Here is an 11639-nt window from a genome sequence, read left to right as displayed (position 1 = left end):
GGCCAGGAAGGCCGCGCCGGCCGCGCCGTCCGGTGCCTGCGGCGCGCTGACCGCCGTCCGCACCGCGGCGGGCGCCGTCAGCAGCGGCAGCCCGGGCAGGCCCGCGAGCCCGCTGTCCAGCTCCCCGGCCACCCGCGCGGCCGTCCCCCGGCAGGTCGGGCAGCGCACCACGTGCAGCACCAGCTCCCGCCGGAGCGCGGGGCCCAGCACCCAGCCGCGCCAGCTCTCCGCGCCCACCCCGCCCAGCTGCGCCAGCTCCGGACAGTTGCCCACCCCGAGGACCAGCAGGGCGGTGCGCGTCCTGGCGACCTCGGCACCGGCCGCGGCCAGCACCTGCTCGGCCGCCGTCGCCGTCAGCCCGAGCACCGCCGCCACCTCCGCCGGGGAGAGCCGGTGACGGACCGCCAGCTCCAGCGCCTCCCGCTGCTCGGGGCCGGTGCCGGCCGCCTCCGGCCAGGCCAGCCGGGCGAGCTCGGTGCGGCGCTGCGCGAGGGCGCCGGGCCGGGCCTCGGGGGCCTGGGCGCCGGCCGCGCCGGGGCCGCGTTCCAGCCGCCGCAGGCAGCAGTGCCGGGCCAGCGCGTACAGCCAGGCCCGGCGCAGCGCGGGGTCGGCCAGCCGTGCACCGTGCCGGAGCGCGAGGTCGCGCACCTCGCCGACGGCCGCCACCGCGGCGTCGTGGTCGCACAGGACGGACAGGCAGTAGGTGAACAGCCCGTCGACGTGCCGGCCGTAGGCCTGCCAGAGGGGCGAGGCGTCGGCCACCGGGGTCTCAAGCGTGCTCGTCACCCCACTGACGGTAGGCAGCGCACCCGTCCGGCCCCGGGAATTCGGGCCGCTTGTACTTCTTTCGGGTAACAGGACCGTCCGGCCCGGAACGTCTTCGCGCCCCCTTCCGCGCCGGGTCCGGAGCCGCCGCGGCGACCGGTCCGGCCCGGGCTGTCGGACCCACCGGCTACGGTTGGCCGCATGGCAGCCCGTACCAAGACCACCGCCAAGCCGCGCCCGGCCTACCGCTGCACGGAGTGCGGCAACCAGCTCCCGAAGTGGGTCGGCCGCTGCCCGGAGTGCAACGCCTGGGGCACGGTCGAGGAGTACGGCGCGGTGCCGATCCGCACGACCGCCGCCGGGCCGGTGAGCGCCCCCGCCCGGCCGATCGGCCAGGTCGACGGCCAGGTGGCCACCGCGAGGTCCACCGGGGTTCCGGAGCTGGACCGGGTGCTCGGCGGCGGCCTGGTGCCCGGCGCCGTGGTGCTGCTCGCCGGCGAGCCCGGGGTCGGCAAGTCCACCCTGCTGCTCGACGTCGCGGCCAAGGCGGCCAGTGCGCAGCACCGCACGCTGTACGTGACGGGCGAGGAGTCCGCCGGGCAGGTCCGGCTGCGCGCGGACCGGATCAACGCGCTCTCCGACCACCTCTACCTCGCGGCCGAGTCCGACCTCGGCGCGGTGCTCGGCCACATCGACGCGGTCAACCCCGGGCTGCTCGTCCTGGACTCCGTGCAGACCATCGCCTCTGCCGAGCTGGACGGCGCCCCCGGCGGCCCGGCGCAGGTCCGCGAGGTGGCGGGCGCACTGATCCGGGCCTCCAAGGACCGCGGCATGGCCACCCTGCTGGTCGGCCACGTCACCAAGGACGGCCAGATCGCGGGCCCGCGGCTGCTGGAGCACCTGGTCGACGTGGTGCTCAGCTTCGAGGGCGACCGGCACGCCCGGCTGAGGATCATCCGCGGGGTCAAGAACCGCTACGGCGCCACCGACGAGGTCGGCTGCTTCGAGCTCCACGACGAGGGCATCGCCGGGCTGGCCGACCCGTCCGGGCTCTTCCTGACCCGGCGTGACAAGCCCGTCCCGGGCACCTGCCTGACCGTCACGCTGGAGGGCCGCCGCCCGCTGGTCGCCGAGGTCCAGGCGCTGATGGTGGATTCGCAGATCCCGTCGCCCCGCCGGACGACCTCCGGCCTGGAGTCGCCGCGGATCGCGATGATCCTGGCCGTGGTCGAGCGGCACGGCGGGGTCAAGCTGGGCAAGCAGGACATCTACACCGCCACGGTCGGCGGAGTGAAGCTCACCGAGCCCTCGGCGGACCTCGCCATCGCGCTCGCCGTGGCCAGCTCGTCCTCCGACACCCCGCTGCCGAGCAACCTGGTCGCGATCGGCGAGGTCGGCCTCGCGGGCGAGGTCAGGCGGGTGACGGGCGTGCAGCGCCGGCTCGCCGAGGCGCACCGGCTGGGCTTCACCCACGCCCTCGTCCCGCCGGACCCGGGCAAGGTCCCGGCCGGGATGAAGGTGGTCGAGGTCTCCGACATCGGCGAGGCGCTGCGGGCCATTCCGGGCCGCCGCCGGGGCCCCGCCAAGCCCCGGGCGGAGCGGCCCGCACCGGCCGCCGAGACCCCCCGCGGGGGCGCCGGCGACCCGGCCCGGGAGGCCCTGGACCGGTACGTCGCCGCCCGTCCGGAGGAGCTGATGGAGGGCTGGGAGCCGGTCGGCGCGGACGAACTCGGCTGACTCCGGCCCCGTTATTGCCGCACGCAGTTAGACTTTGCCCTGTCTAATGGGCAATTGATAACGGGTGCAGTAACAAGCGAGAGACCGTCGGGCGCCGCGCCACGCGGTCCGGCTCGACCGGAGGAGTCACGTGGCAGCCAGCGACCGGGCGGACAGGTCCTCCCGCGAGGAGGCCCTGCTACGGGCCTCCCTCACTGCGATCGCGCCGGGCACGGCGCTGCGGGACGGCCTGGAGCGCGTGCTGCGGGCGAACACCGGCGGCCTGATCGTGCTCGGCTTCGACAAGGGCGTCGACTCGCTGTGCACCGGCGGTTTCGTGCTGGACGTGGAGTTCACCGCGACGCGGCTGCGCGAGCTGTGCAAGCTCGACGGCGCGGTCATCCTGGACAAGGACATCACCAAGATCGTCCGGGCCGGGGTGCACCTGATGCCGGACGCCACGATCCCCACCGACGAGACCGGCACCCGCCACCGCACCGCCGAGCGGGTGAACCGGCAGACCGGGTTCCCCGTGGTCGCCGTCTCGCACTCGATGCGGCTGATCGCGATGTACGTGAACGGCACCCGCCGCGTCCTGGAGGACTCGACCACCGTTCTGTCCCGTGCCAACCAGGCCCTGGCCACCCTGGAGCGGTACAAGCTCCGCCTGGACGAGGTCGCCGGCACGCTCTCCGCCCTGGAGATCGAGGACCTGGTGACCGTCCGCGACGTCGCGGCGGTCGTCCAGCGGCTGGAGATGGTCCGGCTGATCGCCGCCGAGATCGCCGGCTACGTCCTGGAGCTCGGCACCGACGGCCGGCTGCTCTCGCTCCAGCTCGACGAGTTGATCGCCGGGGTCGAGCCGGAGCGCGAGCTCGTCGCCCGGGACTACTTCCCCGAGCGCGCCGCCAAGAAGGGCCGCACCGTCACCGAGGTGCTCGCCGACCTGGAGGCGCTCACCCATGCCGAGCTGCTGGACCTCCAGACCGTGGTGAAGGCGCTCGGCTACTCCGGTTCGCTGGAGTCGCTGGACTCGGCGGTCTCCCCGCGCGGCTACCGGCTGCTGGCCAAGGTGCCGCGGCTGCCCAACACCGTCATCGAGCGCCTGGTCGAGCACTTCGGCGGTCTCCAGAAGCTGCTCGCGGCCAGCATCGACGACCTGCAGACGGTCGAGGGCGTCGGCGAGACGCGCGCCCGCTCGGTCCGCGAGGGCCTGTCCCGGCTGGCGGAGTCCTCGATCCTGGAGCGCTACGTCTGATCCCGCGGTCCGACTCCGGCAACGACCGAGCCCCCGGCGGATCCGCCGGGGGCTCGACTGCTGCGGGTCTCAGGCCTCCAGCCGCATCGAGGTGCGGGCGGAGACCTGGCCGCCGGACGGCAGGGCCAGGTCGGCCTGGACGAGGTAGCTGCCCGGCTGGGCGGCGGTGCCGTCGGTGGAGGCGCACTGCGGCTTGCTGCGGCTGCGGTCCCAGGTGAAGGTCTCGGTCAGCCCGGAGCCGGCGCCCAGCTGCACCCAGGTGGCCTGGCGGCTGCTCGGGCAGTCGCCGGACGACCAGACCCGCTCGCCGCTGGTCGAGCTGACGGTCAGCGTGGAGACCGTCCGGCCGAGGTCCACCCGGCAGTTGGCGCCGGAGGTGTTGCGGACGGTCAGCGCCAGCCGCGGCTTCACCTTGCTGCTGTACGCGTTGAGGGTGCTGGCGAGCTCCAGCGAGACCTGCGAGGTGCTGCAGGCCGGCAGGGCCATCACCTCGGACGTGTTGACCGGGGGAGCGGAGGTGGCGCCGCCCGAGCTGCCGCCCGCCCCGCCGGAGGAGGAGCCGCCGGTGCCGGTGCCGCCGGAGGTCGCATCGTTCGAACCGCCGCTGCCGCCGTCGGAACCGCCGCCCGTGGTACCGCCGGTGAGGCTGACGTCGCCCCCGGTGGAGCCGGAGACGCCGCCGGATCCGCCGGTCGTACCGCCCGTGCCGCCGCCGGTGCCGCCCGGCCGGCTGGTGATCGCCGAACCGCTGGGACTCGCGCCCGGGGTGATCGACTGAGCGGGCGCGGCCTGGGCGGTCTTCTGCGACTTCCCGCCGCCGGGGCCGAGGGCCAGCCAGGCGACCAGCCCGCCGACGGCGACGAGGGCGGCGAGCACGACGAGGCGCCGCCGCCAGTAGATCGAGGCCGGCAGCGGTCCGACGGGTTGACGCAGAGAGGGCACGCGCAAACTCTACGAGACTGTGTGCACCCGTTGACGCATCAACACTGTACCGAGATCACTTCCTTCACATGATCCGCCATTTGCTCCGGTCGGGCGCGGGCCGTTCGGGGTGGCGTCCCCCTATAGTCGCGTCATGACCAGTCGAGTCACGGACCGCGAGCGGCGTCCCGAGCCCGATCCCGCCCGGATGGTCGCGGAGGCGCGCCGGGCGTTCTTCACGATGTTCGGCGTGCTCTGCGCGGTCTGGGCGGTGCAGGTCGTCAACTGGGTCGACGACTACCGGCTCACCCTCGACTTCGGCATCCGCGCCCAGCAGCCGGACCGCCTCCCCGACGTCCTCGCCGCCCCCTTCCTGCATGTGAACTGGCAGCACCTGGAGGGCAATTCCGGCCCGCTGTTCGTCTTCGGCTTCCTCGCCGCGTACCGCGGGGTGAAGAAGTTCGCCGGGCTGACCCTGCTGGTCGCGCTGACCAGCGGCGCCGCGGTCTGGCTGTTCGAGCGGGACAGCGTGGTCACGGTCGGCGCCAGCGGCGTGATCTACGGCTACTTCGGCTACGTCGTGCTGCGCGGCCTGATCGACCGGAACCTGATCGACAGCCTGATCGGCCTGGTGATGGGGGCCTCGTTCGCCTACATCCTCACCACCGCGGTGCCGGGCACCCCCGGAGTGAGCTGGCTGGCGCACCTCGGCGGCCTGGTCGGCGGCCTGGCGGGCGCCTGGCTCTTCCGCGACCGCGGCCGGTCGGCGGCGACCGCCGGCGGCGGGTCGGCCGCACCCGCGCTCCCCGCGCAGCCGGCCGGGCCCGCCCCGGCCGGTGACGGCTCCCGGGCGGCGCTGCTCAAGGAGCTCGACGACCTGGGGCTGTGACCCCCGCCCGGCCCGTCCCGGCGGCGCCGCGGACGGCCCGCGGCACGTGGGAGGATCGAAGCGCCATGGCTGCCATCACCACTCCCTCCCCCCGCCGGCCGGCCGCGCACCGCGTGCCGGAGCCCGCCGCAGTGTCCGACGCCGACCGCGCCGCGCTGCACACGACCGTCCTCGCCTGGTACGAGGCCAACGCCCGCGACCTGCCCTGGCGGACCCCGTCCGCCTCGCCGTGGGCGGTGATGGTCAGCGAGTTCATGCTCCAGCAGACCCCGGTCAAGCGGGTGCTGCCCGCGTACGCCGCCTGGCTGGAGCGCTGGCCGACCCCGGCGGACCTGGCCGCCGACGCCCCCGGCGAGGCGGTCCGGATGTGGGGCCGGCTCGGCTACCCGCGCCGGGCGCTGCGCCTGCACGCGGCGGCCGTGGCGATCACCGAGCAGCACGGCGGCCGGGTGCCGGACGACCACGCGGCGCTGCTGGCGCTGCCCGGGGTCGGCGAGTACACCGCGGCGGCGGTCGCCTCGTTCGCCTTCCGGCAGCGGCACGTGGTGCTGGACACCAATGTCCGCCGGGTCTTCGCCCGGGCCGTCACGGGCGTGGAGTACCCGCCGCAGGCGACCACCGCCGCCGAGCGGCGCACCGCGGCCGAGTACCTGCCGGCCACCGCTGGGACGGCCGCCACCTGGGCGGTCGCGGTGATGGAGCTGGGCGCGCTGGTGTGCACCGCGCGCGGCCCGGAGTGCGGTGCCTGCCCGCTCGCCGACCGGTGCGCCTGGCAGCGGGCCGGCTGCCCGCCGTACCAGGGCCCGGCCCGGCGCGGGCAGACGTACGAGGGCACCGACCGGCAGGTGCGGGGCAAGCTGCTGGCGGTGCTGCGCGAGGCGCACGGCGAGGTGCTGCAGGGGCAGCTGGACGAGGTCTGGCCGGACGCCGTGCAGCGGGCCCGGGCACTGGACGGGCTGGTCGCCGACGGGCTGGTCGAGCCGGTCGCGCAGGGCGTGTACCGGCTGCCCGGCTGAGGCGCCGCCCGGCCGCCGGCGGTACGGCGAAGGGCCCGCCCGGGTGCACCCCGGGCGGGCCCTTCGTTCGTCCTGGCAGCGGCTGGATCAGACCGCTTCGAGCTGCGGCTCGGGCTTCTCGCCGGAGCCGGAGCCGGTGCCGCGCAGCGGCACCTCGCGCAGGAAGAGTGCGGCGGCGACGGCGATCAGGCTGATCACCGCACCCCAGAGGAAGACGGTGTGGATGCCGTTGGAGACCGCGTGGTGGTAGGCGTCCTGGTGGGCCGGGTCGAGCTTGCGCAGCGCCTCCGGGCTCATCGAGCTCAGGTTGCCCTTGCCGCTGCCCTTCGCGACGGCGGCCGCGCCGAGGCGGTCCTTCATGGTCTCGGTGACCCGGTTGGTGAAGATCGCGCCGAACAGCGCGACACCGAAGGAACCGCCGATGGTGCGGAACAGGGTCGCGGTGGACGAGGCGACGCCCATGTCCTTGAGCTCGACGCTGTTCTGCGCGACCAGCATGGTGACCTGCATCAGGAAGCCCATGCCGGCGCCGAGCACGATCATGTAGCAGGCCGAGGTGAAGCGGCTGGTGTCGGTGCCGAGGGTGGAGAGCAGCAGCGAGCCGCCCGCCATCACCGCGGTGCCGATGATCGGGTAGATGCGGTACTTGCCGGTCTTGGTGATGGCCTGGCCGACCGCCAGCGAGATGACCAGCATGCCGAACATCATCGGCATCAGCAGCAGGCCGGAGTTGGTCGCCGAGGCGCCCTGGACGGTCTGCTGGTACAGCGGGAGGAAGGTGACCGCGCCGAACATCGCGAAGCCGACGATGAAGCCGATCACCGAGACCGAGGCGAAGTTGCGGTTCTTGAAGAGGCCGAGCGGGAGCATCGGCTCCTCGACCCGCTGCTCGACGTAGCAGAAGCCGATCAGGGTGGCGGCCGCGAGCGCGCCGAGGCCGAGGATCTCCTTGGAGCCCCAGGCGTACTGCTGGCCGCCCCAGGTGGTGATCAGCACGAGCGAGGTGATGCCGACGGTGAGCAGCAGCGCGCCCAGGTAGTCGATCTTCGCCTTGGTGCGGGTCTTCGGCAGGTGCAGGGTCACCACGACGACGGCGAGCGCGACGATGCCGAGCGGCAGGTTGATGTAGAACGTCCAGTGCCAGGACAGGTGGTCGGTGATGAAGCCGCCGATGAGCGGACCGCCGATGGTCGCGAGCGCCATGACGGCGGCGAACATGCCCTGGTACTTGCCGCGGTCGCGCGGCGGGATCAGCGCACCCATGATCGACATCACGCCGACCATCAGACCGCCGGCGCCGAGGCCCTGGACGGCGCGGAAGGCGATCAGCTGGCCCATGGTCTGGGAGAGGCCGGAGAGCGCGGAGCCCACCAGGAAGATCACGATCGAGGTGAGGAAGGTGCCCTTGCGGCCGAGCAGGTCGCCGAGCTTGCCCCAGATCGGGGTGGAGGCGGCGGTCGCCAGGGTGTAGGCGGTGACCACCCACGACAGGTGCTCGGCGCCGCCGAGGTCGCCGACGATGGTGGGCATCGCGGTGCCGACGATCAGGTTGTCGAGCATGGCCAGCAGCATGGTGACCACGAGCCCGACCATCACCAGGCGGATCTCGCGCGGTGAGCGCGGGGCGGGTTCGTTGGCGTCCTTGGCGGCTGCGGGTTCGTCCGCAGCGGCCTCGACCTGCTGTTGTGACATGGTGCGTCTCCCCGGAGAGCAGAGCTCGGCCGCGTGTCCCGCGGCTCACTTACTTGACGACCGGCTAGTGCAATCGCCGCGTGGCACGGTAAGTTGTTTCCAGCCGGGCGTCAAGCCGGTTTCGGTGACAGGCCCACGGGCAGGGAGAATGCACGTGTGGGCGTCCCCGGAACAGGTGTGCGTCCGCCACCCCACCTGAGTCACGAGGCAGGCCAGCCAGCGATGAGTACGACGCAGAGCCCCCGCAGCGACACCCGCGCGCGGATCGTCGAGGTGGCCCTGGAGCTCTTCGCGTCACAGGGCTACGAGAAGACCTCGCTGCGCGAGATCGCCGACCGGCTCGGGGTCACCAAGGCCGCGCTGTACTACCACTTCAAGACCAAGGACGACATCGTCCACGGCATCGTCGAGACGATGTCCGCCCCGATCGACGACACCATCGCCTGGGGCGAGGGCAAGCCCTGGTCCCCGGAGCTGCGCGACGAGCTGGTCCGCCGCTTCGCGGCCGGCATGGTCGAGCGTGCGCCGCTGCTCCGCTTCTTCCACGAGAACCAGCCGGCCCTGCGGGAGTCGCCCGCCGGCCTGGAGTTCAAGGAGCGGATGCTCGCGATGATCCGCCTCGTCCAGGGCCCGCACGCCGACTTCCGCGACCGGCTGCGCGCCAGCATGACGCTCTTCTCGATCCACTCCGCGCTCTTCCTGCTCAAGCAGGACGAGCTCCCCGAGGACGGCCAGGAGCCCGGCGCCAAGGGCCGGGTGGAGAACCTCGCGGAGGCCGTCGAGGCCGCGCTGGACGTCGCCCTGGAGATCGCCTCCCGGATCGAGCCGGTCGGCGCCTGAGGCGGCCGCAGGGGCGCCCGGCCGTCCGGACGCCCCTGCCGCATGCCGCGGCGCGGATCAGAAGTTGGTCGCGCCGTGCGCGCTCAGGTAGGCGATCGGGTCGATCACCGCGCCGTAGCGGTTCGCCGTGCGGATCTCGAAGTGCAGGTGCGGCCCGGTCGAGTTGCCGGTGCTGCCCGACAGGCCCACCCGGTCGCCGGCCTTCACGTGCTGGCCCGCGTGCACCGCGAGCTTCGACATGTGCGCGTACTGCGCGAAGTGGCCGTCCGAGAGCTTCAGCACGACCTGGTTGCCGTACGCGCCGGCCCAGCCCGCCGAGACCACGGTCGCGTTGCCGACGGACACCAGCGGGGTGCCGGTGCGCACCGCGAAGTCCACACCGGTGTGGAAGCCGGCCGCGTAGCTGCGGTTGGTCTTGTGGTACGGGTTGCTGGTCGGGGCGCCCGGCGCGGGCGAGGACCAGTCCGGGGACGCCTGCTGCTGCGGCTGCGCGGGCGCGGCCGGCTGCTGGGGCTGCTGCTGCGGCTGGGGCTGCGCCTGCTGCTGCGGCTGCGCGGGGGCGGCCGGCTGCGGCTGCTCGGCCGGGGTCAGGTTGTGCGCGACGGCCACCCGGTCCTGCGCGGACACCGAACGGGGCTGCTTGTACGAGGTGGGCTCGCCGACCTGCACCAGGTGGCCGTCCTGGTGCGGCGCGGCGGTCGCGGTGAAGACCGAGCTGCCCGGCAGGGTCGGGTGCACGGTGGTCTGCGCCGCGGCGTGGTGGCCCGGCAGCAGCAGCACGCCCAGCGCCAGCGCCGCGACCCCGCCCGAGGCCACGGTCGCCCGGTGCTGCCGCACCCCGGTGGCGCCCGGCCGGAGGCCGGCAAGGACGCGCGCACCCGCCTGGCGGGCCTGCAGGGTGTCGGTGGCGGAGCGGGCGAGCCGGCGGGCGGCATCGGAGAACTGGCGCATGGGGGACCTCGCAGAAGGGGGCAGTGCTCCAGCGGAGCCGAAGCTCCCTGAGCGGGGACCACTCCGGTGTAATCGCTCGCCCGCCGCACCCCAAACGGTGTGACCTACGACGGTCCGTCGTAGCCGCCGGCCGTCTCCGTGCGGCCGGCCACCCCCTTCGCGCCGCACACGGCCGGCCTGCTACTACGGGCCCTCGTACCGCGGGGTGGCGCTGTGACCATCGCCACCGGGCTACCCCCGGCGCCGGCCCGCCAATCGTGAGCCCGCTCACAGGGCGGCGACCGCCGGGCGGCCCGGCGCGGGACCGTGGCGGTACCCGCGCCGCGGTCCGCTGGGCGAAGATCGGGGGGTGACCGACGACTACCAGCAGCGGCGCTTCGCCGCGTTCCGTGCCGCGGACCGGCTGCTCTCCGGCAACCGGCCGCAGACCCTCCGGGAGAGGCTGGCCGCGCTGGCCGCCGACCCGGACCCCGGCTACGACCTCGACCAGCGCCCCGACGTGTACGGCGACGGAGTCGTGCGCGCCCTGGAGGAGCAGGTGGCCACCCTGCTCGGCCTGCCCGACGCGGCGTTCTTCCCGACCGGCACCATGGCCCAGCAGGTCGCCCTGCGGTACTGGGCGGACCGCTCCGGCAGCCGGGTGGTGGCGATGCACCCGCTCGCCCACCCGGAGGTGCACGAGCGGCGCGCCCTGATGCGGCTCACCGGGCTCTCGACGGTCTGGCCGACCGGCGAGCCCCGGCTGCCCACGCCCGAGGAGCTCCGCTCCTGCGAGGAGCACTTCGGCACCCTGACGGTCGAACTCCCGCTCCGCGACGCCGGCTTCGTCCTGCCCACCTGGGACGAGCTGGCCGCGACGCTCGCCGCCGCCCGGGAGCTCGGTGCCCGCGTCCACCTGGACGGCGCCCGGCTGTGGGAGTCCACCGTCCACCTCGGCCGGACGCTCCCGGAGATCTGCGCGCTGGCCGACTCCGTCTACGTCTCCTGCTACAAGACCCTGGGCGGTCTCAGCGGCGCCCTGCTGGCCGGTGACGAGGCGTTCGTCCGCGAGGCGCGGGTCTGGCGTCACCGGTACGGCGGGCAGCTCTTCCAGCAGTGGCCCGCGGCGGTCACCGCGCTGGCCGGGATCCGCCACGAACTGCCGCGCCTGGAGCAGTACGTGACGCATGCCAAGGCCGTCGCCGCAGCCCTGGCGGAGATCCCCGGCGCCCGGGTCAGCCCGGATCCCCCGCACACCCACCAGTTCCGGCTCTGGCTGCCGCACGACGCCGAGGCGCTCGCCGGGGCGGGCCTGCGACTGGCGGAGGAGCAGGGCCTGGCCCTGTTCGGCTTCTGGTCCCCGGTCGGGGTGCCCGGCCAGGCGATGACCGAAGTCACCGTCGCCGGGCCCGCGTTGGAGTGGTCCCCGGAGGATGTCGGCAAGGCCGTCACCGCCCTGCTCGCCCTGCTCTGACGCCCTGTCGGGTCCGTTCGGGCCCTGAACGGCCGTGGGGGGGGGCCCCCCCCCCCGGGGGGGGGGCGCCCGGGGGGTGTGGTGGGGGGGGGGCCGGGAGCGGATGGTCCTATGTTGGGGGGGCCAAAGCTGATCTGG

Annotated in this window: 10 protein-coding genes; 6 read left to right on the top strand and 4 right to left on the bottom strand. The window is 74.3% G+C overall.

The annotated features are described in order from the left end of the window. Positions 1–786 (bottom strand): RNA polymerase sigma factor (locus ACFV0G_RS20305; protein WP_380549389.1); only part of this gene is annotated, 786 nt, incomplete at its 3' end. A gap of 180 nt (positions 787–966) precedes the next feature. Between ACFV0G_RS20305 and radA the strand changes: the two genes are divergently transcribed. Beyond that, positions 967–2502 (top strand): DNA repair protein RadA, encoded by a 1536-nt coding sequence (gene radA, locus ACFV0G_RS20300; protein ID WP_380549386.1) that lies wholly within the window; start codon positions 967–969, stop codon positions 2500–2502. Positions 2503–2632: 130 nt separating this feature from the next. Further along, positions 2633–3739 carry a DNA integrity scanning diadenylate cyclase DisA gene (disA, locus tag ACFV0G_RS20295; RefSeq protein ID WP_380549383.1) on the top strand — a complete coding sequence of 369 codons (1107 nt, stop codon included), beginning with the start codon at positions 2633–2635 and terminating at the stop codon, positions 3737–3739. A gap of 69 nt (positions 3740–3808) precedes the next feature. Here disA and ACFV0G_RS20290 read toward each other — a convergent pair whose 3' ends face one another. Next, on the bottom strand, positions 3809–4681 hold the full coding sequence (locus tag ACFV0G_RS20290; RefSeq protein ID WP_380549380.1) for a hypothetical protein: 873 nt from the start codon (positions 4679–4681) through the stop codon (positions 3809–3811). 133 nt (positions 4682–4814) lie between these two features. Between ACFV0G_RS20290 and ACFV0G_RS20285 the strand changes: the two genes are divergently transcribed. Both ACFV0G_RS20285 and ACFV0G_RS20280 read left to right on the top strand, forming a co-directional pair. After that, the gene (locus ACFV0G_RS20285) at positions 4815–5549 is read left to right on the top strand and encodes a rhomboid family intramembrane serine protease (protein ID WP_380549377.1); all 735 of its coding nucleotides are present in this window, start codon (positions 4815–4817) and stop codon (positions 5547–5549) included. 65 nt (positions 5550–5614) lie between these two features. After that, positions 5615–6565 carry an A/G-specific adenine glycosylase gene (locus ACFV0G_RS20280; RefSeq protein ID WP_380549374.1) on the top strand — a complete coding sequence of 317 codons (951 nt, stop codon included), beginning with the start codon at positions 5615–5617 and terminating at the stop codon, positions 6563–6565. 87 nt (positions 6566–6652) lie between these two features. Here the strand turns inward: ACFV0G_RS20280 and ACFV0G_RS20275 are convergent, their stop codons facing one another. Then, entirely contained in the window at positions 6653–8257 is a 1605-nt protein-coding gene (locus ACFV0G_RS20275; protein ID WP_380549371.1) for an MDR family MFS transporter, read from the bottom strand. A gap of 222 nt (positions 8258–8479) precedes the next feature. Here ACFV0G_RS20275 and ACFV0G_RS20270 point away from each other — a divergent pair, with 222 nt between their 5' ends. After that, positions 8480–9097: a TetR/AcrR family transcriptional regulator gene (locus tag ACFV0G_RS20270; RefSeq protein ID WP_380549368.1), complete on the top strand. Its 618-nt coding sequence runs from the start codon at positions 8480–8482 to the stop codon at positions 9095–9097. 57 nt (positions 9098–9154) lie between these two features. Here the strand turns inward: ACFV0G_RS20270 and ACFV0G_RS20265 are convergent, their stop codons facing one another. Then, the gene (locus ACFV0G_RS20265) at positions 9155–10048 is read right to left on the bottom strand and encodes a M23 family metallopeptidase (RefSeq protein ID WP_380549365.1); all 894 of its coding nucleotides are present in this window, start codon (positions 10046–10048) and stop codon (positions 9155–9157) included. A gap of 349 nt (positions 10049–10397) precedes the next feature. Between ACFV0G_RS20265 and ACFV0G_RS20260 the strand changes: the two genes are divergently transcribed. After that, on the top strand, positions 10398–11501 hold the full coding sequence (locus ACFV0G_RS20260; RefSeq protein ID WP_380549362.1) for a threonine aldolase family protein: 1104 nt from the start codon (positions 10398–10400) through the stop codon (positions 11499–11501). Positions 11502–11639 lie beyond the last annotated feature (138 nt).

Origin of the sequence: Kitasatospora sp. NPDC059571, from assembly GCF_042735675.1 — a bacterium.
Lineage (GTDB): Bacteria > Actinomycetota > Actinomycetes > Streptomycetales > Streptomycetaceae > Kitasatospora.
The sequence above is the reverse complement of the archived record's forward strand: the minus strand, read 5'-3'. Positions and strand labels throughout refer to the sequence as shown.

Coding starts and splice junctions, on each gene's coding strand:
- ACFV0G_RS20275 (WP_380549371.1), bottom strand. CDS start 8,257: ATGTCACAACAGCAGGTCGAGGCCGCTGCGGACGAACCCGCAGCCGCC.
- ACFV0G_RS20285 (WP_380549377.1), top strand. CDS start 4,815: ATGACCAGTCGAGTCACGGACCGCGAGCGGCGTCCCGAGCCCGATCCC.
- radA (WP_380549386.1), top strand. CDS start 967: ATGGCAGCCCGTACCAAGACCACCGCCAAGCCGCGCCCGGCCTACCGC.
- ACFV0G_RS20270 (WP_380549368.1), top strand. CDS start 8,480: ATGAGTACGACGCAGAGCCCCCGCAGCGACACCCGCGCGCGGATCGTC.
- ACFV0G_RS20280 (WP_380549374.1), top strand. CDS start 5,615: ATGGCTGCCATCACCACTCCCTCCCCCCGCCGGCCGGCCGCGCACCGC.
- ACFV0G_RS20265 (WP_380549365.1), bottom strand. CDS start 10,048: ATGCGCCAGTTCTCCGATGCCGCCCGCCGGCTCGCCCGCTCCGCCACC.